This is a genomic window from Ideonella sp. BN130291 (assembly GCF_036231905.1).
GTDB lineage: Bacteria > Pseudomonadota > Gammaproteobacteria > Burkholderiales > Burkholderiaceae_C > CAMLIZ01.
On record NZ_JAZARE010000003.1, the window covers coordinates 55,384 to 77,479 of the forward strand.

A 22,096-nucleotide genomic window follows, 5' to 3' on the forward strand; every position below is an offset into this window, starting at 1 on the left:
CCTTGAGCGCAGACGCACGCAAGCCCGGTTCGCCGCGGCCCCGGTGGCGCTCGTTCTGGATGGCCGGCTTCGAAGGCGCAGACCATCGCAACCGCCGCGGCGAGCCGATCGACATGGCGCGCATCACCGGCCATGCGGCGCTGCTGGAAGCCGACTACGAGCACTGCGCCCGCATGGGGCTGCGCACCGTGCGCGAGAGCATCGGCTGGCGCCTGGCCGAGCCGCATCCGGGGGTGTATGACTTCACCCGCCTGCGCCGCATTGCGCAGGCTGCGCGCCGCCATGGCATGCAGGTGCTGTGGACGCTCATGCACTACGGCATGCCGGACGACCTGCATGTGCTGCACCCGGACTTCGTGCCGCGCTTCGTGCGCTTTGCAAGTGCGGCCGCGCGTGAGCTCGCCGCGCAGCAGGCCGATGAGCCGCCGGTGGTGACGCCCATCAACGAGATCGGCTTCCTGGCCTGGGTGCTGTCGGAGACCGAGCGGATTGCCGGCACGCCGCAGCGGGTGGGCGAGCAGGGGCATGAGTCGTCCCTGCACAGCGGCTATGCGATCAAGTGCCACCTGGTCCACGCGGCGCTGGAGGCGATGAAGGCGATGCGCGGCATCGAGCCGGCGATGCGCTTTTTGCACGTGGAGCCGCTGGTGCATGTGGTGGCGCCGCGCGAAGCGCCGCAGCTGCAGCCCCTGGCCGACCAGGTGGCGGGCTTCCAGTGGCAGGTGTGGGATCTGCTGTGTGGCCGTGCCGAGCCGCAGCTCGGCGGCGCGCCGCAGTGGCTGGACCTGCTGGGCCTGAACCACTATCACAACGGCCAGTGGGAAGTGGGCACCGAAAAGCGCCTGAAGTGGCACCTGCAGGACCCGCGCCGCCGCCCTTTTGGCGACCTGGCGCTCGCCGCCTGGGAGCGCTACCGCCACCCCATGATCGTGGCCGAGACCAGCCACGTCGGCATCGGCCGTGCAGCCTGGCTGCACGACATCGCACTCGAGGTGCAGCGCGTGCGGACGCTGGGCGTTCCGCTCGACGGGCTGTGCCTGTACCCCATCGTCGACCGTCCCGGCTGGGACGCGCTCGACCGTTGGCACAACAGCGGCCTGTGGGACGCCGCGGTGCCCGGCCAGACACCCCGGCCCACCGGCCGCGTGCTCTGCCGCCCCTACGCGAAAGCCTTGCGCCGCTGGCAACAGCGCATGGAGCTCGCTCCGACCACCTCCAACCTACAGCGAGAACACATCATGACCTCCCCCCTCATCGTCTTTTCCCACCTGCGCTGGGATTTCGTCTTCCAGCGTCCGCAGCACCTGCTCTCGCGCATTGCCCACCAGCACCGGGTGATCTTCATCGAGGAACCGATCTACCAACCGGATGCGACGCCGCACTTCGAGGTGCTCGACCCGTGCGACAACGTGCGCGTGCTGCGTCCGATCAGCAACGTGGAGGCGCCCGGCTTCCATGACGACCAGCTCGCGGTGCTCAAGCCGCTGGTCAAGCAGATGCTGCAGGACGAGGACCTGGAGGACTACCTGGTGTGGTTCTACACGCCGATGGCGCTGCCGCTGCTGGCCGGGCTGAACCCGGAGGCGGTGATCTACGACTGCATGGACGAGCTGTCGCTGTTCAAGGGCGCACCCAAGCAGATGCGCCAGCGCGAGTCGGCCCTGCTCAAGCGTGCCGACCTGGTGCTCACCGGCGGCCCCAGCCTCTACGAGAACAAGCGCGACCTGAACCCGAATGTGCACTGCCTGCCCAGCTCGGTGGACGCGGCCCACTACGCGCCCGAGCGCATCACCCAGGCGCACCAGGAATACCTGGCCGCCGAGCAGCTGCAGGGCCACATCCTGGCGCCACGCATCGGCTTCTTCGGCGTGATCGACGAGCGGCTGGACCTGGACCTGATCGCCCGCCTGGCCGAGTCGCGCCCCGACTGGCACGTCGTGATGGTGGGCCCGGTGGTCAAGGTGGACCCGGCCGCCCTGCCCCAGCGCGACAACATCCACTGGCTGGGCCAGCAGACCTACGCGCGCCTGCCCGCACTGGTGGCCGGCTGGGACGTCTGCATCCTGCCCTTTGCGCTCAATGAGCACACCCGCTTCATCAGCCCCACCAAGACGCTGGAGTACCTGGCGGCCGAGAAGCCCGTGGTCAGCACCCCGGTGAACGACGTGGTGGGCATGTACGGCCAGGTGGTGCGCATCGCCGCATCGCCCGAGGAGTTCGTGGCGGCGTGCGATGCGGCGCTGCAGGAGACGCCGGCCGCCCGCGCCGACCGCCTGGCGCAGGGTGCGGCCACGGTGGCGCGCTATTCGTGGGACGAGTCGGCCCGCACCGTGCTGCGCCTGATGGACGAAGCCGTGGCGCGCGCCGCCGCGGCGCAGGCGAGCGCGGACGCGGCCGACGACGAAGAGCCGCAACCCAGGGTGGCCGCGGCGGGCGGCGTGGCCTGACCGGAGCGTCACGCCCGCCGTGATCATCGACGCGCACCTGCACTGCACCGGCGACGAAAACGCCGCCGATGTGCTGCGCTCGCTGGACGGGGCCGGCATCGACATCGGTGTGCTGCTGGCGCCGTTCCTGAACAACGGCTACACGATGCACGACGCCGATTCGCTGCGCCAGGCCAATGCCTACCTGGCGCGGCTGGTGGGCGGCCATGCCGACCGGCTGATCGGCTTTGCGGTGCTCAACCCCTCGCTGCCCGGCGTGGTGGACGACCTGCAGCGTGCGGTGGACGCCGGCCTGCGCGGCGTGAAGATGGTGCCCAGCGGCTGGTACCCCTATGACGACGCGGTGCAGCCGCTGTTCGCCAAGGCCGCGGAGCTGAAGCTGCCGCTGCTGTTCCACAGCGGCATCTTCATCGACGGCCGCTCCGGGCGCTTCTGCCGCCCCACCTTCTTCGAAGCGCTGCGCGACCACCCCGGTGTGCGCGTCACGCTGGCGCACCTGTCCTGGCCGTGGACCGATGAAGCCATCGCGGTGGGCCTGATCGACCGCATCCACGGCGTGCCGGTGGAGCAGCTGATGTTCCGCTTCGACCTCAGCTTCGGCCCGCCGCCACCCTACCGGCTGGATGCGATCCGCAAGGCGCTGGATGTGCTGGGGGCCGACTGCCTGCAGTTCGGCAGCGACTGCTTCTTTCCGTGCAGCGGGGCGCACATCGCCGAGCGCAGGCGCTGGCTCGAAGACCTGCTGAGCGAGCTGGACGTCAGCCAGGCGGACCGCGAGCGCATCTTCTGCGGCACGGCCGCCACCTGGCTGGGCCTGCAGCAGCCGCTGAAGCCCCTGGTGAAGCCGCGGCGCCTCTTTGCAGGCCTGGATGACGCCTCCGCCGGGCAGCCGCAGCCTGCCGGCTGGAACCTGCGCTTCTGCTGCTGAAAGGCCCGCGACGTGTCCACCCTCGAATCCCTGGCGCCGACGCGCCGCACGCATGTGATGCAGTTCGTCGGCAACAACATCGTCGGCGGCATGGAGACCTATGTGCAGCGGCTGGTGGAGCGCCTGCCCAAGGACCGCTTCCGCGTCACCGTGGTGTGCCCCTACGAAAGCCGCTACAGCGAGCGCCTGCGCGGCCACGGCGCCGAGGTGCTGGTGCTGTCCATGCCGGAGGAGGACCCGTGCTGGACCTCGCTGTGCAGCGCGGTGGCCTACATCCGCGCCGAGCAGGTGGATGTGCTGCAGGCGCACCTGACCAATGCGCATGAACTCGCCGGCCTGGCGGGCCACCTCACCGGCACGCCGGTGGTCTACACCAACCATGGCCGGCGGCTGAGCTCGGAGGACCTGGAGGTGCACCGCCTCACCGGCACCCACATCGGCGTGGTGTGCAAGTACACCGAGATGCATGCGCTGGGGCTGGGCATCCCGCGCGACCACGTGCACCTGATTCCCAACGGCGTGGACACCGCGGTGTTCACGCCGCGCCGCGAGCGCCAGGGCGCGCTGCGCCGCCGCTTCGGCATTCCCGCGGAGGCGCCGGTGGTGGGGTTCGTCGGCCGGCTGTCGATCGAAAAAGGCCCGGAGACCTGCCTGCGCGCAATGCTGCTGGCGCACCAGGCGGTGCCGGAGATGCACATCGTGATGGTGGGTACCGGCCCCACCGAGCCCAATGTGCGCAACTTCGTCGCCAGCTTCCAGATGGAAAGCTACGCCCACCTCGCCGGCCTGCAGGACGACATGCCGGCGGTGATGTCGGAGTTCGACCTGTTCGTGTCCTCCTCGCACAGCGAGGCGATGCCGCTGTCGATGATGGAGGCCATGGCTGCCGGCCTGCCGGTGGTGGGCACGCGCGTGGGCGGCGTGCCCGACATGATCCAGCACGGCGGCTGTGGCTTCCTGGTGGAAAAGGGGGACATCAACGCCATCTCCTCGTCGGTGCGCACCCTGCTGCAGCAACCCGAGCTGCGCCAGCGCATGGGCGCCGCCGCTCGTGAACGCGCGATGACCCACTTCGCCCTGGCCGATTCGGTGAACGCCACCTGCGAGCTGCTGCAGCACCTGGCGCTGCAGCGTGCGATGGCCCGCAGCGCCACCGCGTCGGCCGCACCCAAGGCACCCGCGGCCAACGAGGCGATCGCGCCCAAGATGCTGGCCGCCAAAGGCAACGGGCGCACGGCCCGCACCGGCGCCACCAAGGCCAACTGAGCAAGCGAATCAGATCTGCACCCGCGTACCGAGTTCGACCACCAGGTTGTCGGGCAGCCGCAGGAACTCGGCCACGCTGCTGGCGTTGCGGTTCATCGCCGCAAAGAGCTTCTCGCGCCAATGCGCCATGCCGGTGCCGGGCATCGCGACCACGGTCTCCCGGCTCAGGAAGTAGCTGGTCTCGAAGGCAGGGATGTGCAGCCCCTGCGCCGCGCACAGCGCCAGCGCCGCCGGCACATCGGGCACGTCGAGGAAGCCGAAGCGCAGCATCACGCGCCAGAAGCCCTGGCCCAGCGGGGTGATCTCCAGGCGCTTGTCGGCAGGCACCCAGGGCACGTCGGCAAACGAGACGTTGAGCACCACGTTGGTCGCATGCAGCACCTGGTTGTGCTTCAGGTTGTGCAGCAAGGCCTGCGGCACCGAGTCCGGCGAGGCCACCGGGTACACCGCCGTGCGCGCGATGCGGTGCATGCCCTGGGTGTTCAAACCGGCCACAAAGGGCGCCAGATCCAGGCCGTCGCGGCCCAGGCTCTTCATCAGCAGCTCGCGGCCGCGCCGCCAGGTGCTCATCAGCACGAAGAGCAGCACCCCCAGCACCAGCGGGAACCAGCCACCGTCCAGCAGCTTCACGGAGCAGCCGGCCACCAGCAGGGCATCCACCGCGAGGAAGAAGCCGGTCGCGCCCAAGGCCACCGGCGCCGGCAGGCCCCAGCCATGGCGCACCACGAAGTAGGTGAGCACCGTGGTGATCAGCATGGTCACGGTGACGGCGATGCCGTAGGCGCCGGCCAGGCCGGAGGAGCTGCCGAACAGCAGCACCGCGCCCACCACGCCCGCCAGCAGCGCCCAGTTCACCACCGGCACGTAGATCTGCCCGGCTTCGCTGGCGGAGGTGTTGCGCACCACCATGCGCGGCAGGAAGCCGAGCTGGACGGCCTGGCGCGTCATCGAGTAGGCGCCCGAGATGACCGCCTGCGAGGCGATGATGGCCGCCAGCGTGGCCAGCACCAGCGCCGGCAGCAACCAGCTCTGCGGGAAGAGCCGGTAGAACGGGTTCTCGATCGCACCCGGGTCGCTCATCAGCAAGGCGCCCTGCCCCATGTAGTTCAAGGCGAGCGAGGGAAACACCAGGCCGGTCCAGGCCAGGCGGATCGGCGCGCGGCCGAAGTGGCCCATGTCCGCATACAGCGCCTCCGCCCCGGTGAGGGCCAGCACGATGGCGCCCACCGCCGCCAGCAGGTGCCACCCGCGTTCGGCGAGGAAGTGCCACGCGTGCATCGGGTTCAAGGCCGCCAGGATGGCCGGCTCACGCACGATGTGCACCAGCCCCACGGCCGCGAGCGTCACGAACCACAGCGTGATCACCGGGCCGAATACGCGGCCCACCGCATGGGTGCCCAGGCGCTGCACGAGAAAGAGCGCGAGCAGCACCGCCAGCGAGGCGGGCACCACGTAGGGCTTGAGCGCGGGTGTCAGGACCTCCAGCCCCTCCATCGCACCGAGCACCGAGATGGCAGGCGTGATCAGGCCGTCCCCATAGAACAGGGTGGCGCCGAACATGCCCAGCACCAGCAGCATCGTGCGCAGGCCCCTGCGTTCGCGCACCGAATGGCTGGCCAGGGCGGTGAGCGCGAGGATGCCCCCTTCGCCGCGGTTGTCGGCCCGCAGGATGAGCACCACGTACTTCAGCGTCACCACCAGCATCAGGGCCCAGAGGATCACCGACACCGCGCCCACCAGGTTGGCCGGGTTGAGCGCCACGCCGGTGGCCGGCGCGAACACCTCCTTCACGGTGTAGAGCGGGCTGGTACCGATGTCGCCATAGACCACGCCGATGGCGGCCAGCGCCAGGGCGGCCGTGCCGTGGCGCGCCGTGGTGGCCGCAGGGGCCCCGTGGCCTGGCACGGCGTGGTGTGTTGTTGTTGCGGTGGGCATGGACTGCGGGCAAGTGAAGAAGCCTGCAGCGTGCCGCGGCGCCCGTCAGGAACGCATAAGTGCGCCGTGCAGCCGGCTCAGGCGCTGCCCTCGGCCAGGCGATAGCCCACGCCGGGCTCGGTCAGCAGGCGCTGCGGCTCCGCGGGGTCGGCCTCGAGCTTGGCGCGCAGCTGGCCCATGTACAGGCGCAGGTAGTGGGTGTGCCCGGTGTACTCGGCGCCCCACACGTCGCACAGCAGCTGCCGGTGGGTGACCACCCTGCCGGCGCTGCGCACCAGCCGCGCCAGCAGCTTGAACTCGGTGGGCGTGAGATGCACCGCCTGGCCGTGCAGGCTGACCCGGTGGGCCGCCAGGTCCACCAGCAGCCCGTCGCGCTCGTAGCGGGTGACGGCCGGCGCCAGGTGGGTGCCGCGGTGCCGCACCGCCACCCGCATGCGGGCCAGCAGCTCGCCGATGCTGAAGGGCTTGACCAGGTAGTCGTCCGCCCCCGCATCCAGCAGGCGGATCTTCTGGCCGTCGCTGTGCCGGGCCGAGATCACGAGCACCGGCAGGCTCTGGCGCCGGCGCAGGTGGCTGAGCAGCTGCTCGCCGTCGCCGTCGGGCAGGCCCAGGTCCAGGATCACCAGCTCCAGCCCGGCGGTGTGGTCCGCCATCGCCACACTTTCCGACACGCTGGCCGCGGTGAGTACACGGTGGCCCTCCACTTCCAGGGCGTCGCGCAGGGTGGCGCGCAGCTCCCTGTCGTCTTCCACCAGCAGCACCGTCAGGCTCACGATGCGCTGCGCTCCTGCGCTTCCACCGCGGCCGGCGGGCCGGGCTCCAGCGCCAGCCAGCATTCGAAGCTGCTGCCGCCGTGGCTGCGCGCGCGCAGGCGCAGCTCGCCGCCGTGCGCCCGCGCGATGGCCCGGCACACCGCCAGCCCCACCCCGGCGCCCTGGCGCGGCGCGGCATCGTCGCCTGGTGGCGTGGGCGCGCGCTGGAAGACGTCGAACACCCGTTCGCGCCAGCCGGGCGCCACACCGGGCCCGCGGTCACGCACCGCCAGCACCATGTGCTGTTGCTGGCAGCGCGCCAGGATCTCCACCGGCGCGTCCTGCGGGCTGTACTTCAGCGCGTTGTCCACCAGGTTCTCCAGCATCTGGGCCAGCAGCAGCGCGTCGCAATGCAGCAGCGGCAGCCCCGGCTCCACACGGGCACGCACGCGGTGCTGCGGGTCGTGCTGGCGTGCACGGCGCAGCACGGCACCCACGATCTCTTCGGCAGATTCCCAGTCGCGCTGCAAGGTGGCGCCAGGGCTTTCCAGCCGGGCCAACTGCAGCGTGTTTTCGGTGAGATGGCGCAGGCGCGCGGTCTCCTCCAGCACGCTGGCCAGCAAACGCTGACGGTGCTCCGGGGTCAGCCGCGCGCCCTGCTCCTGCAGCGATGACGCCGCCGCCAGGATGGTGGCCAGCGGCGTGCGGTAGTCATGCGAGATGGCCGCCAGCATCGCATTGCGCACACCCTCGGCCTGGGCCTGCTCGCGCGCCGCACGGGCGGCCTGCTCGGTGCGTGCACGCTGCAGCGCCAGGCCCATCTGGTCGCACAAGGCCTGGGCGTGGGCCCGGAGGCTGGCATTCGACAGCTCGCCGGCCGGTGGCCGGACCACGGCCGCGCCGAAGCTGGCCTGCCGGCCGCGCAAGGGCAGGTACCACTCGCGCAAGCCCTCGTGCCGGCCGGTGCCGGGCCCGAAGGGCGTGGACTCGCGCATGCACAGCCACAAGCCGCCCAGCTGGTCCTCGTCCGGCTCGCCCAGCAGGGACACGGCCTGCGAATCGTTGGCCATTGGCAAGGGGCCCTTCAAGGCCATCAGCAGCACGGGGCCGCCGATCCGGCTCGCCAGCACTTCGCGCAGCACGCCGGTCTGGGACAGCGGCTCGCCGCCGTCGCGCAGCAGGTCGCTCAAGTAGCGCAGCTGCTGGGCCTCGTCCGCATGCTCCCTGGCCCGGCGGGCGAGCACCCGCTCGCGCGAGATCAGCACCGCCAGCACCGAGCTGACGCCCAGCATCGCGCCCAACAGCAAGGCGTTCTGCGGCGCGGCCACCGACAAGGTGCCCCGAGGCGGCACGAAGAACCAGTTGAAGGCCACCACCGAAGCTGCGCTCAAGGCCATGGACACGCCGGTCGGTGACCACAGCGAAGCGAGCGCCGAACACAGCACCAGCAGCATCGCCAGGTTGGCCAGGTCCACCCGCCCGTCCAGCAGCAGCATGGCCACCCAGCCGAGCGCCCACGCCAGCAGCGAGGGCCAGATCCGGTCGGCTGGAGAGCTGGGCGCCACAGGCAGACTGGCATTCATGCCGCCACCTTAGCAGCGCGGGCGTCAGGAAGGCATAAGCGGCCGGGGGGTCAGCCCAGCGCCGTGTCCAGCAGCATCATCAGCACAAAGCCCACGATCAGCCCGGTGGTGGCCGAAGCTTCGTGGCCGGCACGGTGCGACTCCGGGATGATCTCGTGGCTGATGACGAACAGCATCGCGCCGGCGGCGAAGGCCAGGCCCCAGGGCAGCAGCACCGCCGACAAGGTGATGACTGCGGCACCGAACACCGCCCCCACCGGCTCCACCAGCCCGGACAGCACGCCCAGCCCGGCGGACACCAGCCGGCCGTAGCCCACCGCGCGCAGGGCCAGCGCCACCACCAGGCCTTCCGGCACGTCCTGGATCGAGATGCCGGTGGTGAGGGCGCCCGCGCCCACCGGGTCGGTGCCGCCATAGGCCACGCCGATCGCCAGGCCTTCGGGCACGTTGTGCAGCGAGATCGCCAGCACGAAGAGCCAGGTGCGCTTCAGCGCCCTCGCCTGCGGCCCTTCCAGGCCCTTGATGAAGTGCTCATGCGGCACCCAGCGGTCGATGGCCAGCAGCAGCAGTGCGCCCAGCAGGATGCCGCCGCTGACGATGAGGCCCGCGCCCCAGTTGCCGGCCCCCTGGGCCTGCGCCGCCCGCAGCGCCGGCACCACCAGAGAGAACGAACTGGCCGCCAGCATCACACCGGCGCCAAAGCCCAGCAGCGTGTCGCGGAAACGCTCGGAGAACTGCTGCGACAGCAGCACCGGCAAGGTGCCCAGCGCGGTGGCGCCGGCCGCGACGCAGCCGCCCACCAGCGCCATCTGCACCCGTGGGTCCTGCCGCGCCAGCAGGCTGTACAGGTCCACGCCCAGCAGCGCGAGGCCGGCCACCACCACGGCCAGGCCGCAGGCGCGCCGGCAGTGGGCCCAGGGAAAGGGCCCGTCTCGCAGGCCGTCCCTCAGCGCGCGGGCGCGAGGGAAGTTCATCCCAGCAGGTCTTTCTGGCCCATGGTGCTGGCGTCCAGCGCCTCGCCCGCGCCCAGCTCGGCGCCGGTGAGCGGATCGCAATCGGGGTCGGAGCGCAGGCGCGTGGCCGCCTGTTGCAGCACCTGCTGGTCATCGGCCTTCATGCGCACCGAGGCCAGGCCATCGCCGCCGTCCACCGCGGGCTGGGCCTCGCGGTATTCGAAGTTCTCGTCGCTGTTCCACGGGCCGCGCATGTCGCCATCGCCTTGCGACATGTTGAAGTACACGTTGGTGAACTCCGGCATGCCCGGCAGCTTGCCCGGCGGGAAGTTGGGCTGCATGGAATACAGCGCCTTCTCGAAGGACTGCTGGTGCGCGATCTCGCGCGTCATCAGGAAGCCCAGGGCCTCCTTCACGCCGGGGTCGTCGGTGCAGTTGATCAGGCGCTCGTAGATGATCTTGGCGCGCGCTTCGGCCGCGATGTTCGAGCGCAGGTCGGCCGACGGGTCGCCGATGCTGTCGATGTAGCCCGCGTTCCACAGCTGGCCGGCCGAGTTGATGAGCGCCGGGCCGCCGCCGTAGAGCACCTGGGTGACGTGCGAATCGTTGCCGCCGCCGCTGATCTGGCGGTACATCTCGGCTTCGGTGTCCACGCCTTCGGCCAGGCGGCCCTTGGCGCTGCGGTTGAGCATGGCCACCAGCGTGCCGATCACCTCCAGGTGCGACAGCTCCTCGGTGGCGATGTCCATCAGCATGTCCTTGCGGCCCGGGTCTTCCTCGGCCAGCGCCTGGGTGAAGTAACGGCAGGCCGCAGCCAGCTCGCCCTGCGGGCCGCCGAATTGTTCGAGCAGCAGGTTGGCGAGGCCGGGGTTGGTGTCGGACACCCGGACGGTGTATTGCAGGCGCTTGTTGTGGGCAAACATGGGTACGGCTCCTTGGAATCGCAGTGGGGGTTCGTCCAACTGGGCAAGGGGCATTCCCGTGGCCGCCGCAGCTCACCCCGGAGACAGCGGCGTGGGCGCGGCGTCGCGCCCGGCGGCGGGTGTGGCCGTTGCAGGCGGCGCCACGGCCTGTTCCGGCGGCGCGGGTTGCGGATGCTCTGCCCGCACGCCGTCCAGCGCCCAGGCCAGGGCTGCGCCGAACAGCAGGATCTGCGAGGAGTAGTACACCCACAGCATCACCACCACCAGCGAGCCGGCGGCGCCGAAGCTGTCGATGGTGCTCACGCGGCCGAGGTAAAGCCCGATGAAGTGCTTGCCCAGCGCAAACAGCAGCGAGCTCACGATGGCGCCCACCAGGGCCGCACGCCGGCTGGGCCCCCGGTCGGGCAGCCAGCGCAGGAAGGCCCAGAACGCCGCGGCCAGCACGCACACCGAGAGCGCAAAGTCCGAGAAGGCCAGCACGCCGGCCAGCACCGGCATCACACGCGACAACCAGCCGCTCACCGCAGACAGCGCGGCGCTTGCCAGCAGCGACGCGACGATCAGGAAGCCGAAACCCAGCACCAGCGCAAAGGCGATCAGGCGGGCGCGCACGAAGGTGCCGATGGCCGACGCGCGCACCGGCACGCGCCCGATGCGGTTGAGCGCCTTGCGCAGCTCGGCGAACACGCCGCTCGCCCCCACCAGCAGGGTGAGCACACCCAGCACGGCCGCAAAGCCGCTGCGGTCGCTGCGCCAGGCCGAGGCGATCATGCTCTCGATGCTGCGGGCCGCATCGCGCCCCACCAGGCCGGCGATCTGGTCCACGATCTCGCCGCGCGCCGCATCGGCGCCGAACACCGCCCCCGCGATCGCGATGCCCACCACCAGCAACGGTGCCAGCGCAAAAAGCGAATAGAAGGCGATGGAGGCCCCCAGCTCGGTGCCGTCCTGGCTGATCCACAGGCGCAGCCCTTCGGTGGCCACCTGCAACCATCGGCGCACCGGCGCAGGCAGCTGCTCGAAGCGCGCCCGGGCCTTTTGCTTCACCACCTCCACACGTGTCATGCACAAGCGCAGGCACGGCGCGTGCCCAACCGCGAAAACCAAGCCCTTGTCATGGACCAGCCCCGCCCGCCCGTCACGCCGACCGCCCCTTTTGGTGTGCCCGCCTGGGTGGGCAAGGCGCTGCTGGCGATCGCCGCGTTGTTCCTGCTGCAGGCCGCCAAGCCGGTGCTGCTGCCGCTCACGATCGCGGTGCTGCTCACCTTCTTGCTCTTCGGGCCGGTGCGCGCCCTCACCCGCATCGGCCTGCCGCCCGCACTGGGCGCGGCCATTGTGGTCGTCACCCTGCTGGCTGCGCTGGGCGTGGCGGCCAGCGCGCTGGCCGGGCCGGCAGCCGACTGGTGGGATCGCGCGCCGCAGAACCTGCAGCAGATCACCGAAGCGATCGACAAGCTGCGTGCCAGCATCCCCGGCCTGGAGCCGCCACGCCGGCCCGCCCGCAGCGTGGCCCCACCCGCCGACCCGGTGAAGGAGCGCCTGGCCAGCGAAGGCTTCACGATGACACGCGCGGTGCTCACGCACTTCTGGCGCTTTGCGCTTTTTGGCGGCGTGACGGTGATCCTGCTGTACTTCCTGCTGGCGTCGGAATACCACCTGCTGTCGCGCACGGTGCAGGCCATACCGCGCCGGCGAACGCGTGCCGTGGTGCTGGCCGGCGTGCGCCAGGCGCAGCGTGAGGTGGGCCAGTACCTGGCCACCGCCGGCCTCATCAACATCTGCCTGGGCCTGCTCACCGGCGTGGTGCTGGCGCGCCTGGGCCTGGCCAATCCGCTGCTGTGGGGCACCATGGTGGCGGTGCTCAACTTCGTGCCCTACATCGGCCCGCTGCTGATGGTGGGCATGCTGGGGCTGGCCGGCATCCTCACCTACGGCGTGTCGTGGGCCATGCTGGCACCGGCCGGCGCCTTCCTCGGCCTGCACGCGATCGAGAGCAACGTGGTCACGCCGCTGGTGGTGGGCCGGCGCCTGAGGTTGAACCCGATGGCGGTGTTCCTCTCGGTGATGATCTGGGGCTGGATCTGGGGCATTGCCGGTGCCTTCATCGCGGTGCCCATGCTGCTGGCCATCCGCTCGGCCTGCCGGCGGGTGCGCAAGTGGCGGCTGCTGTACGGCTACCTGAACGACACGCTCACGCCGCCCACCAGCCTGCGCTCGCTGGTGCAGGCCAGAATCGGCCGTTCGCGCCCGCCCAAACATGCACGCCGCTGACCCCCACTCCCACGCCCTGTCGCACGACCATCAGTTCCACAGCGCCAACCCGGCGGCCGAACGTGGCACCCGGGTGGTGATGTGGATCACCCTGGCCACCATGGTGGTGGAGATCGCCGCGGGCCTGCGCTTCAACTCCATGGCGCTGCTGGCCGATGGCTGGCACATGAGCTCGCACGCGGTGGCCATCGGCGTGAGTGCGTTCGCCTATGCCGCCGCGCGCCGCCTGGCCACGGACGAGCGATTCGCCTTCGGCACCTGGAAGATCGAGGTGCTGGGCGGTTTTGCCAGCGCGCTGTTCCTGCTGGGCGTGGTGGCGCTGATGGTGGTGGGCTCGGTCGAGCGGCTGTTGTCGCCGCAGCCGATCGGCTATGCCGAGGCGATGGGGGTGGCCGGCATCGGCCTGGTGGTGAACCTGGCGTGCGCGTTCATCCTGCATCGTGCAGGTGGCCAGAGCGGCGGTCATGCCCATGCGCACCCGCACGAGCACGCACATTCACTTGGCCACGACCATGCGCACCACGACGCGCATTCACACCACCATCACGACCTCAACCTGAAGTCGGCCTACCTGCATGTGCTGGCCGACGCCGCCACCTCGGTGCTGGCGATCGCCGCGCTGGCCGGCGGCTGGTGGCTGGGCTGGGCGTGGCTGGACCCGGCCATCGGCCTGGCGGGTGCGCTGCTGGTGGCGGTATGGGCCTGGGGCCTGCTGCGCCAGACCGGCGCAGTGCTGCTCGACCGCGAGATGGACCATCCGGTGGTCGACGAGATCCGCGAAGCGCTGCAGGACAGCGCGGACCCGCAGGCCACGCGCATCACCGACCTGCATGTCTGGCGCGTGGGCCAGCGCGCCTATGCCTGCGCGCTCACGCTGCTCACGCGCGACCCGCAGCTCACGCCGGACGAAGTGCGCCGCCGCCTGGCGGTGCATGAGGAGATCGCGCACACCACGGTGGAGATCCACCGCGTGGCATGAGCCAGCGCGCTCAGATCTCCACCAGCCCCTCGCACAGCAGGTTCAGGCGCTCGTCGTCGCCCGCCGGCAGCTCGTCGCCAGCACGCAGGCGCGCGGCGCGCTGGATGGCATGCAGGCGGAACAGGAGCTCGGCCTCCACCGCTTCCACCTCGGCGGCGTCCTGCGCGGCCACGGCTTCGCGGCTCCACAACCCGCTCGCATTGAAGCCGGTGCGCAGGCGCGTTAGCAGGTGCTGCGCCAGGCCGAACGCGTCCTTCAGGGCGGGTGTCTCTGCGGCCAACATCAGCGAGCCGGCCTTGTTCTGCACGGCCTGCAGGTGCAGGTCCAGCCGGGTCAGCCGCTGCTGGATGTCGGCCAGGCTTTGCTCGGCCTGCAGCGGCGGCTGGGTGCGGGCGGTGTAGGACACCAGGCCCACCCACTTCAGGTCGAACTCGCCGGGCACGGCGCGCAAGGCCACGCTGGCGCGCGTGAGGTGAGGCTGCTCGCCGCGCAGCACGCTCAACACGCTGTCGGTCACCGCCAGCAGCCGCCCCAGCGGCGACACCTGGTCGCGCTGCAGGCAATGCGGATAACCGGAGCCGTCCAGCCGCTCGTGGTGCTCGGCCACCGCGCGCGCCACTTCGGCCGGGTAGTTGGTGAGCTGCTCGATCAGCAGCCGGCCTACGTGCGGATGCACCACCAGGTGCCGGTAGCTCTGCACATCCAGCACACGGTCGGCATCGAGCTCACCATGCAGCGGGTCGATGTACATCTCGCCCAGGTCGTGCAGCAGGCCGCACAGCATGGCCTGCCGCAGCTCGCGGGTGTCGCCGCCGCGGGCGATCATCAGCGCGCCGTTGAGCGCCATCGCCTGCACCGCATGTTCGAAGGATTCCGGGCGCGAAGCCTGGCCGGCGGTGAGCAGCAGCTGCGCCACCGGATGCAGCGGGATGTGCATCGCCGAGTGCACGATCTTGTCGTCGTGCCGGCGCAGCAGCGCCGACAGGGGCGTGTCGCGCGCCAGCAGTTGCTCCACCGCGTTGACCAGCGCGCGGCCGGTCACGCCGTCCTCCGCGTACAGGCAGGTCTCCAGCGGATGGCGCAGCTGGCGGTCGATCAGCTTGCGCTGCAGCGCCTGCGACACCGGCTGGTCGCGCGCCCACAGCTTGGTGCCGGAGATGTCGAAGATGTCGCGCGCCGCGATGATGGAGCGCGTCTCGCTGGCCTGCAGGATGGTGGCCAGCGCATGCGGGTTGGCAACTGAAAAACCGACGTTGGCGGCTGGCGAGCCCATGGCTGTCTCCCGTGAATCGTGTGTGCCTGTTTTTTCGGCGCCGCGCGCGGCGGCGATAGCGCTTCCATGTCACCAAGTGTTTTTGGTGTTACCGGTAGCTGCTGCCGCAAGCTTTGCCGGCCGGCCTGCGGGCGGCACACGCCGGCTGTGACGCAGTTCACTCTTCACCCGTGAAACGGGCGCAGGAACACGTGGTCTGGAAGTTGCAAATACAGACGCGCAAGACACCCGGAGCGACACACGTGCATCCCATCGCCATCGAACGGACCATCGCCTATGGCGACGTGAAAGTGGTGGTCGCCAGCGACCCGGACGAACGCATCTTCATCGGCGTGGGCCTGGGCCAGGGGCAGCGTGGCAACCTCGTGTTCATCCAGGTGGACCCGGACACCACCTTCCAGCTGGAAAACGGCGAAGTGGATCTCTTCACCGTCATCCGCCATCGCGGCACCGGGCTTGTCTTCGAGGCGCCGCGCATGGCGCTGGCGCCGCAGCCCTCGCACGCCTGAAGGCCCTCTCCAGGTCAGACCCGATACTTCGGGCGCCCGGGCCGCGGTACACCCTCGGGCCGGAGAGCCCATGAACGACGACTTCATCGAAATCTATGACGGCGCCCTGTCGGCGGCCAATTGCGCGGCCATCGTGGCGCGCGTGAACGCCAGCGACAAGCTCACCCGCGGCCGCACCGGCCAGGGCGTGGACCTCAGCAAGAAGGACAGCTACGACATCACGCTGGGCGACCAGGGCGAATGGGCCGACGTGAACCAGCTGCTGGCCCACACGGCGCTGAAGTACCTGCACGACTACATGCGCAAGTACCGCTTCCTGCTGATGGGCGCGCTCTCCCCCAGCCTGCCCGATCCGCAGACCGGGCAGCCGGTGGTGCTGTCGCCCGACAACTTCGAGCGCTGTGGCGAGCCGCACCTCACCGAGCTGATCCAGGCGATGTACCGCTGCGGGCGCATCAACCTGCAGAAGTACCTGGCCGGCAGCGGCGGTTATCACCACTGGCATTCCGAGCTGTACCCGCAGGACGCCACCTGCGAAAGCCTGCACCGGGTGCTGCTGTTCCAGTTCTACCTGAACGACGTGGCCGAGGGCGGCGAAACCGAGTTCTTCTACCAGCAGCGCAGCATCGCGCCCCAGGCCGGCCGGCTGGTGATTGCGCCGGCCGGTTTCACCCACACCCACAAGGGCCACGTGCCGCGCTCGGGCGACAAGCTGATCGCGACCTCGTGGATCCTGTTCAAGCGCGCGGAGCAGCTCTACGGTTGAGGTTGGGGCCGCGGCGCCTCGAGGTGCCGGGCTTCCGCAGGCGGGTTCCACCAGTTGTTGTGGCGGCCGTCCATGTAGCGCACCGGCGCGCTCGCCAGCTCGTCCGGCGCCACGTCGTCCAGGCAGGCCAGGTTGATCGAGACATACGCGCCGCCCACCTCCGGGATGTCGCCCTTGCCGAAGGCCCGCACGCCGCAGTGGCGGCAGAAATGGTGGTGCGCCTGTGCGGTGTTGAACTGGTAGTCCCCCAGTTCGCCCTCGCCTGCCAGCAGCCGGAAGGCGTCCGGCTTGATCGTGACGCCCCACCAGCGGGTCTTGGTGCAGAAGCTGCAGTTGCAGCGGCCGGTGCCCTCGGCCAAGTCGATGTCGGCTTCGTAGCGGACCGTGCCGCAGTGGCAGCTGCCGTGGTACGTCTTCTTCATTCGCGTCCCCTGTGATCGTGAAGACGCCACTCTAAGCAAAGCCTGCTGACAACGGAATGTCAGCAGGCGATGAAACGCCGCAACACCGCGAAGGCAGCGTCAGGCTGGTCGCGCCAGGCGCCATGGCCGGCGTTCGCGAAGCTCGCGAGCTCCGTCCACTGCGCCGGCAACGCGGCGGCGATGTCGCGCGCGTCCTCGATCGGGCACACAGGATCGTCTTCGCCGGCCATCACCAGCACCGGGCACTGCGCGTGGGCCAGCCCAGGCAGCAGGTTCATCGTCTGCTGCTCGCCACCGGCCGACGCAAACAGGATGGGCTCGTTGAACACGATGCGCGCCGCCGCATGTTCATCGGCCGGTGGCTGCGTGTTGTAGTGCTGCTTGCACACCCGGTTGTACTCGGCCCAGGTGGTTGCGTTGGGCGCGGTCCAGAAGGCTTCTGCCACCGCCCGGGCCTGCGCGCCACCCAGGCGCTCGAACATCGCCAGCTTGCGCGCCAGCCCCATGTGCGGCGAAGTGCTCGACAGGATCACCTTGGCGGGATGGGCCGGGTGGCGGGCGATGTAGCGCTGGGCCACGAAGCCGCCGAAGGACTGGCCCAGCACGATGGGTTTGACGATGCCCAGCGCGTCGCACAGGCGCACCACGTCGTCGGCAAAGGTATCCAGCGTCCACTCCTCGGGTGGCCGGCGGTCGCTGCGGCCATGGCCGCGGTGGTCGTAGTAGACGATCTGCGCCAGATCGCCCAAGCGGGAGAAGGCCGGCTTGAAGCCGGAATGGTCGTAGCCCGGGCCGCCGTGCAGCAGCACGAGCGTGGGTTTTTCGCGCATCACCGGGCCGTCAGGCACCAGCCCGGGCCCCTCGACGTCGACGAACAAACGGACTCCCGGCGCAATGGTGATGTGCATGCGGCCGATTCTGTCGCAGCCCCCGCCCAACACGTGCCGTAGCGAAAGTACACAACCCTGACGGACAACCACCATTGCGCTCATAGCTGAACAAGTAGTACAACTACATCGCCGGCACCCTCAATATCACAGGAGACAACATGATTCCTCTCGCCAGGAAGCCTTGGTGCTGGCCGCTCGCACGCTGGAGCAGTGCATTGCTGATGGCCGCTGGATTGGCGGCGCCTGCCCTTGCGGCCCCGGACACCGACGTGTCCAACAAGCAGGGTTTCAACACCGACGTGATCTACCAGATCGTCACGGACCGGTTCTCCGACGGCAACGCCGCCAACAACCCCGGCGGCTCCGCCTTCAGCTCGGATTGCTCCCAGCGCAAGCTCTACTGCGGCGGTGACTGGAAAGGCATCCAGAACAAGATCGAGGACGGCTACCTCACCGGCATGGGCGTGACCGCCATCTGGATCAGCCAGCCGGTGGAGAACATCACCGCGGTGATCAACTACTCGGGCGTGAACAGCACCGCCTACCACGGCTACTGGGCGCGCGACTTCAAGAAGACCAACCCGGCCTTCGGCAACTTCACCGACTTCAGCAACCTGATCGCCGCGGCGCACCTGAAGAACATCAAGGTCATCATCGACTTCGCGCCCAACCATTCGTCGCCGGCCTCCGCCACCGACACCACGTTCGCGGAGAACGGTCGGCTATACGACAACGGCACGCTGCTGGCCAGCTACGGCTCCGACCCCAACGGCTACTTCCACCACAACGGCGGCACCAGCTTCTCCAACCTGGAAGACGGCATCTACCGCAACCTCTTCGACCTGGCCGACTTGAACCACAACAAGGCCACCGTCGACGCCTACTTCAAGAACGCGATCAAGGCCTGGCTGGACCTCGGCATCGACGGCATCCGCTTCGACGCGGTCAAGCACATGCCCTTCGGCTGGCAGAAGAGCCTGATGTCCTATGTGCACGGCTACAAGCCGGTGTTCTCGTTCGGCGAATGGTTCCTGAGCGCCAACGAGGTGGACCCGGCGAACCACTACTTCGCCAACGCCAGTGGCATGAGCCTGCTGGACTTCCAGTTCGCGCAGAAGGTGCGCCAGGTGTTCAAGGAGGGCTCGGCCGACATGGTGGGCCTGAACCAGATGATCTCCGACACCGCGAGCCAGTACGCGCAGGTGAACGACCAGGTCACCTTCATCGACAACCACGACATGCCGCGCTTCCAGGTGGCGGGCGCCAGCGGCCGCAAGCTGGAGCAGGCGCTGGCCTTCACCCTCACCTCGCGCGGCGTGCCGGCCATCTACTACGGCACCGAGCAGTACATGACCGGCACCGGCGATCCGGACAACCGCGCCAAGATCAGCGCCTTCAGCACCACGACCACCGCCTACAAGGTGATCAAGGCGCTGGCGCCGCTGCGCAAGAGCAACCCGGCCATCGCCTACGGCAGCACCACGCAGCGCTGGATCAACAGCAACGTCTACATCTACGAGCGCAAGTTCGGCTCCAACGTGGCGGTGGTGGCCATCAACCGCGACCTGGTGAACACGGCCAGCATCGGCGGCCTCGTCACCTCGCTGCCCGCCGGCAGCTACACCGACAAGCTCACCGGCCTGCTGGGCGGCAACAGCATCACCGTGGGTTCAGGCGGCAGCGTGAGCAACTTCACCCTGGCCGCGGGCGGCGTGGCGGTGTGGCAATACACCACCGCGATCACCACGCCCACCGTGGCGCACGTGGGCCCGATGCTCGGCAAGAGCGGCAACACCATCACCATCGACGGCCGCGGCTTCGGCGCCACCAAGGGCACGGTGTACTTCGGCGCCAACCCGGTCACCGGCACCGCGATCACGCAGTGGGAGGACACCCAGATCAAGGTGCAGGTGCCCAGCATCACGCCGGGCAGCTACGGCGTGAGCGTGAAGACGGCGGCCTCGGTGGCCAGCGGCAGCTACAACGGCTTCCAGGTGCTCACCGGGCCGCAGGTGACGGTGCGCTTCGTGGTCAACAACGCGACCACCGTGCCGGGCGAGAGCGTGTACCTCACAGGCGACAAGTTCGAGCTCACCAACTGGAGCGCCGCCACGCCGCTGGGCCCGCTGTTCAACCAGGTGGTGTACAGCTATCCCAGCTGGTACACCGACGTGAACGTGCCGGCCGGCAGCGTGATCAACTTCAAGTTCATCAAGAAGAGCGCCGGCGGCACCACCTGGGAAGGGGGCAGCAACCATGTGTTCACCGCGCCGGCCAGCGGCACCGCCACCGTCACGGTGAACTGGCAGCCGTGATGGTTTGACGCGCAGCGCTAGAGTGCGGGCCTGGATCCCGCCCTCGGCCCCGGGCTTCACAGGCCCGGGGCTTGCTGCATCTGGAGCGCCATGAACCAACCCTATGTTTCCGAGGCGCCGGCCCGCGAAGAGGTGGACGCCCTGCCAGGACCGGCCGTCATCGAGTTCGGCACCAACTGGTGCGGCATCTGCCAGGCGGCCCAGCCCGCGATCGACCAGGCCTTTGCGGCCCACCCCGGCGTGCGGCGCCTGAAGATCGAGGACGGCAAGGGCCGGCCGTTGGGCCGCTCCTTCGGCGTGAAGCTCTGGCCGACGCTGGTGTTCCTGCGCGACGGGCAGGAAGTGGCACGCCTGGTGCGGCCCACCGACCCGCGCGCGATTGCGACGGCGCTGGAGCGCATCGCGGCTTGATGGGCCGGCTCAGGCGACCGGCTCGCCGAGCGTCACATCGCGCAGCGTCATCTGCGGCAGCGTCAGGCGCATCTGCGGTTGTCCGCGCAAGCCGGTCAGCTCCGCATGCACCTGCGCGAGCACGCTGCCGCAGCGGGCTGGCAGGCCGCCCAGGTCGAACGCGGCCTCGCTGGCGGTGAGCTCCGGAATGCTCGCGACCAGCTTGTGGCCCAACACTTCGGCCAGCAGGCTCACGCGGTTCTTGCCATGCGCCTGGCCCACCAGTGCCGCATGCTGGCGCGCCGTACCCAGCCAGCCGTCACCCAGGTGCAGCTCGCCGCTGAGGCGGGTGCGGTCCAGCGAGGCTTGCACCTCCTCGTTGGCCGGCTTGCCGATCGGTGCGGTGTCCGCCCGGCTGAGCAGCCCCTGCACCAGCCCGGCGAGGTCGATCGCGCCGCGTTCGCTGACACGTGCGCCGAACCCGGCACTGCGATGCTCGAAGCGGGCCCCCGGCACGTCGGCGCCGGTGAACAGCAGCAGGTAGCGCCGGCCGAGGTTGGGCGCGTCCACATACAGCCCGCCGCGGCTGATGCCCATCACGCTGTTCGGGCCCACGTGCTCGACCACCACGCGGTCGAAGTCCAGCACACCGGCCTGCAGCGGCAGCGTGATGTCCGCGTCCACGATCCAGGCCGCGTCGGTGACCAAGGCCCGCAGGGTGCCTTCCAGCCCGGCCAGCGGCTCCAGGCGCCAGGCTGCGGGCGACACCGGCACGGCAGGCAAGGCAGCCGCGCCGCCCGGCGTGATGTCCACGCCTTGCAGCAATACCTGGTCGATGTGGCCGCCGCGCAGCGGCCCTGCGCCTGGCGCACCAGGCACTGCGAGGAGCAGGTCCACGCCTTGGAGCTGCAGTTCGGCCACCGTGGCGTGCACGGCGCCCAGGCGCAGGCTCAGGCCGCGTGCGATGAACCGGTCGGCGCGAAGCGCCAAGCCGCCATCGGACGTGGTGTGGAGGTGGAGGCCTGTGGCCTCAGTCGCCGCGGCGGGAAGGCCCTCAGCGCTGGGCAGCTGCGGGCCGCGGGCGCCGGGCAGGAAGGAGGTGGCTTGCACGGTGCACTGCCGACGGCAGCCGCCATGCCCGGCGCGGGCAGGTCAGTGATGCAGCGCTGGATCGGCCGCCGCCTGCACCGCGGTGACGGGGCCATAGCATTCCTCGGTGCAGCGGCAGCTGACCGCCAAGGCGTCGAAGGTCAGCTCTTCACCGCAACCGGTGCACCGGTACACCCGGGATGAGGGCGCGCTGGTGCCCGCCAGCATGCCGCTGAAAAGGCTGCCGGCCGCCCGGCCAAAACTGCTGTGTTCATTGAGTGCCATGCTTCTCACTCCCGCGTCGGATGGGCCCAGTATGGGTGCCGCTTGCTGGGCCCACATCCCTTGCCTAGGGGGAAGCAGCCACCGGCCCCCTAACTTGGCGCCGGCCCGGATGGCCAACCG

At 69.8% G+C, this 22,096-nt stretch carries 20 protein-coding genes; 9 read left to right on the forward strand and 11 right to left on the reverse strand.

Going from position 1 to position 22,096, the window contains the following annotated elements; all coding sequences use genetic code 11:
• Positions 1-2 precede the first annotated feature (2 nt).
• Genes VPH43_RS06665 through VPH43_RS06675 form a run of 3 tightly spaced genes read left to right on the forward strand, consistent with a single transcriptional unit; the run spans position 3 to position 4,641 of the window.
• Positions 3-2,447, forward strand: a complete 2,445-nt coding sequence (locus VPH43_RS06665; protein WP_328576896.1) for a glycosyltransferase — start codon at positions 3-5, stop codon at positions 2,445-2,447.
• Positions 2,448-2,466: 19 nt separating this feature from the next.
• The gene (locus VPH43_RS06670; RefSeq protein ID WP_328576897.1) at positions 2,467-3,375 is read left to right on the forward strand and encodes an amidohydrolase family protein; all 909 of its coding nucleotides are present in this window, start codon (positions 2,467-2,469) and stop codon (positions 3,373-3,375) included.
• Positions 3,376-3,387: 12 nt separating this feature from the next.
• Positions 3,388-4,641 (forward strand): glycosyltransferase, encoded by a 1,254-nt coding sequence (locus VPH43_RS06675; protein WP_328576898.1) that lies wholly within the window; start codon positions 3,388-3,390, stop codon positions 4,639-4,641.
• 9 nt (positions 4,642-4,650) lie between these two features.
• On the opposite strand, the gene VPH43_RS06680 is transcribed toward VPH43_RS06675, so the two are convergent.
• The 6 genes from VPH43_RS06680 to VPH43_RS06705 form a co-directional block, all read right to left on the reverse strand.
• Positions 4,651-6,576 carry a potassium transporter Kup gene (locus VPH43_RS06680; protein ID WP_328576899.1) on the reverse strand — a complete coding sequence of 642 codons (1,926 nt, stop codon included), beginning with the start codon at positions 6,574-6,576 and terminating at the stop codon, positions 4,651-4,653.
• Positions 6,577-6,653: 77 nt separating this feature from the next.
• Positions 6,654-7,349 (reverse strand): response regulator, encoded by a 696-nt coding sequence (locus VPH43_RS06685; protein WP_328576900.1) that lies wholly within the window; start codon positions 7,347-7,349, stop codon positions 6,654-6,656.
• Positions 7,346-8,911, reverse strand: coding sequence for an ATP-binding protein (locus VPH43_RS06690; RefSeq protein ID WP_328576901.1), 1,566 nt, complete (start codon positions 8,909-8,911; stop codon positions 7,346-7,348). The genes VPH43_RS06685 and VPH43_RS06690 overlap by 4 nt, the downstream gene beginning before the upstream one ends.
• A gap of 50 nt (positions 8,912-8,961) precedes the next feature.
• On the reverse strand, positions 8,962-9,885 hold the full coding sequence (locus VPH43_RS06695; protein WP_328576902.1) for a ZIP family metal transporter: 924 nt from the start codon (positions 9,883-9,885) through the stop codon (positions 8,962-8,964).
• Positions 9,882-10,787, reverse strand: a complete 906-nt coding sequence (locus tag VPH43_RS06700) for a manganese catalase family protein (RefSeq protein ID WP_328576903.1) — start codon at positions 10,785-10,787, stop codon at positions 9,882-9,884. Before VPH43_RS06700 ends, VPH43_RS06695 begins: the two co-directional genes overlap by 4 nt.
• Before the next feature lie 72 nt (positions 10,788-10,859).
• Positions 10,860-11,852 (reverse strand): YihY/virulence factor BrkB family protein, encoded by a 993-nt coding sequence (locus VPH43_RS06705; protein WP_328576904.1) that lies wholly within the window; start codon positions 11,850-11,852, stop codon positions 10,860-10,862.
• 51 nt (positions 11,853-11,903) lie between these two features.
• Between VPH43_RS06705 and VPH43_RS06710 the strand changes: the two genes are divergently transcribed.
• Together VPH43_RS06710 and dmeF are read left to right on the forward strand one after the other, a co-directional pair.
• Positions 11,904-13,058: an AI-2E family transporter gene (locus VPH43_RS06710; protein WP_328576905.1), complete on the forward strand. Its 1,155-nt coding sequence runs from the start codon at positions 11,904-11,906 to the stop codon at positions 13,056-13,058.
• Positions 13,045-14,037 carry a CDF family Co(II)/Ni(II) efflux transporter DmeF gene (gene dmeF / locus VPH43_RS06715; protein WP_328576906.1) on the forward strand — a complete coding sequence of 331 codons (993 nt, stop codon included), beginning with the start codon at positions 13,045-13,047 and terminating at the stop codon, positions 14,035-14,037. Before VPH43_RS06710 ends, dmeF begins: the two co-directional genes overlap by 14 nt.
• A 10-nt stretch (positions 14,038-14,047) precedes the next feature.
• Here the strand turns inward: dmeF and VPH43_RS06720 are convergent, their stop codons facing one another.
• Positions 14,048-15,310 carry an HD-GYP domain-containing protein gene (locus VPH43_RS06720; protein ID WP_328576907.1) on the reverse strand — a complete coding sequence of 421 codons (1,263 nt, stop codon included), beginning with the start codon at positions 15,308-15,310 and terminating at the stop codon, positions 14,048-14,050.
• Between the two features lie 242 nt (positions 15,311-15,552).
• Between VPH43_RS06720 and VPH43_RS06725 the strand changes: the two genes are divergently transcribed.
• Together VPH43_RS06725 and VPH43_RS06730 are read left to right on the forward strand one after the other, a co-directional pair.
• A complete protein-coding gene (locus VPH43_RS06725) occupies positions 15,553-15,819 on the forward strand; it encodes a hypothetical protein (protein ID WP_328576908.1) in 267 nt (88 codons plus the stop codon).
• Between the two features lie 70 nt (positions 15,820-15,889).
• Positions 15,890-16,585 (forward strand): 2OG-Fe(II) oxygenase, encoded by a 696-nt coding sequence (locus VPH43_RS06730; protein WP_328576909.1) that lies wholly within the window; start codon positions 15,890-15,892, stop codon positions 16,583-16,585.
• Here the strand turns inward: VPH43_RS06730 and VPH43_RS06735 are convergent.
• Together VPH43_RS06735 and VPH43_RS06740 are read right to left on the reverse strand one after the other, a co-directional pair.
• Complete coding sequence (locus tag VPH43_RS06735; RefSeq protein WP_328576910.1) at positions 16,576-17,007, reverse strand: GFA family protein; 432 nt, start codon at positions 17,005-17,007, stop codon at positions 16,576-16,578. The two genes, VPH43_RS06730 and VPH43_RS06735, sit on opposite strands and share 10 nt — an antisense overlap.
• Positions 17,008-17,066: 59 nt before the next feature.
• A complete protein-coding gene (locus VPH43_RS06740; RefSeq protein ID WP_328576911.1) occupies positions 17,067-17,915 on the reverse strand; it encodes an alpha/beta fold hydrolase in 849 nt (282 codons plus the stop codon).
• A gap of 140 nt (positions 17,916-18,055) precedes the next feature.
• On the opposite strand from VPH43_RS06740, the gene VPH43_RS06745 reads away from it, so the two are divergent.
• Complete coding sequence (locus tag VPH43_RS06745) at positions 18,056-20,212, forward strand: alpha-amylase family glycosyl hydrolase (protein WP_328576912.1); 2,157 nt, start codon at positions 18,056-18,058, stop codon at positions 20,210-20,212.
• A gap of 90 nt (positions 20,213-20,302) precedes the next feature.
• The gene (locus tag VPH43_RS06750) at positions 20,303-20,623 is read left to right on the forward strand and encodes a thioredoxin family protein (RefSeq protein WP_328576913.1); all 321 of its coding nucleotides are present in this window, start codon (positions 20,303-20,305) and stop codon (positions 20,621-20,623) included.
• 9 nt (positions 20,624-20,632) lie between these two features.
• Here the strand turns inward: VPH43_RS06750 and VPH43_RS06755 are convergent, their stop codons facing one another.
• Both VPH43_RS06755 and VPH43_RS06760 read right to left on the reverse strand, forming a co-directional pair.
• Entirely contained in the window at positions 20,633-21,592 is a 960-nt protein-coding gene (locus VPH43_RS06755; protein WP_328576914.1) for a hypothetical protein, read from the reverse strand.
• A 162-nt stretch (positions 21,593-21,754) separates the two neighbouring features.
• A complete protein-coding gene (locus VPH43_RS06760; RefSeq protein ID WP_328576915.1) occupies positions 21,755-21,976 on the reverse strand; it encodes a hypothetical protein in 222 nt (73 codons plus the stop codon).
• Between the last annotated feature and the right edge of the window lie 120 nt (positions 21,977-22,096).

Excerpts from the sequence above, each read along its gene's own strand:
- VPH43_RS06745 (WP_328576912.1), top strand. The coding sequence starts at position 18,056 with ATGATTCCTCTCGCCAGGAAGCCTTGGTGCTGGCCGCTCGCACGCTGG.
- VPH43_RS06690 (WP_328576901.1), bottom strand. The coding sequence starts at position 8,911 with ATGAATGCCAGTCTGCCTGTGGCGCCCAGCTCTCCAGCCGACCGGATC.
- VPH43_RS06750 (WP_328576913.1), top strand. The coding sequence starts at position 20,303 with ATGAACCAACCCTATGTTTCCGAGGCGCCGGCCCGCGAAGAGGTGGAC.
- VPH43_RS06720 (WP_328576907.1), bottom strand. The coding sequence starts at position 15,310 with ATGGGCTCGCCAGCCGCCAACGTCGGTTTTTCAGTTGCCAACCCGCAT.
- VPH43_RS06740 (WP_328576911.1), bottom strand. The coding sequence starts at position 17,915 with ATGCACATCACCATTGCGCCGGGAGTCCGTTTGTTCGTCGACGTCGAG.
- VPH43_RS06705 (WP_328576904.1), bottom strand. The coding sequence starts at position 11,852 with ATGACACGTGTGGAGGTGGTGAAGCAAAAGGCCCGGGCGCGCTTCGAG.
- VPH43_RS06695 (WP_328576902.1), bottom strand. The coding sequence starts at position 9,885 with ATGAACTTCCCTCGCGCCCGCGCGCTGAGGGACGGCCTGCGAGACGGG.
- dmeF (WP_328576906.1), top strand. The coding sequence starts at position 13,045 with ATGCACGCCGCTGACCCCCACTCCCACGCCCTGTCGCACGACCATCAG.
- VPH43_RS06730 (WP_328576909.1), top strand. The coding sequence starts at position 15,890 with ATGAACGACGACTTCATCGAAATCTATGACGGCGCCCTGTCGGCGGCC.
- VPH43_RS06700 (WP_328576903.1), bottom strand. The coding sequence starts at position 10,787 with ATGTTTGCCCACAACAAGCGCCTGCAATACACCGTCCGGGTGTCCGAC.
- VPH43_RS06710 (WP_328576905.1), top strand. The coding sequence starts at position 11,904 with ATGGACCAGCCCCGCCCGCCCGTCACGCCGACCGCCCCTTTTGGTGTG.
- VPH43_RS06760 (WP_328576915.1), bottom strand. The coding sequence starts at position 21,976 with ATGGCACTCAATGAACACAGCAGTTTTGGCCGGGCGGCCGGCAGCCTT.
- VPH43_RS06735 (WP_328576910.1), bottom strand. The coding sequence starts at position 17,007 with ATGAAGAAGACGTACCACGGCAGCTGCCACTGCGGCACGGTCCGCTAC.
- VPH43_RS06680 (WP_328576899.1), bottom strand. The coding sequence starts at position 6,576 with ATGCCCACCGCAACAACAACACACCACGCCGTGCCAGGCCACGGGGCC.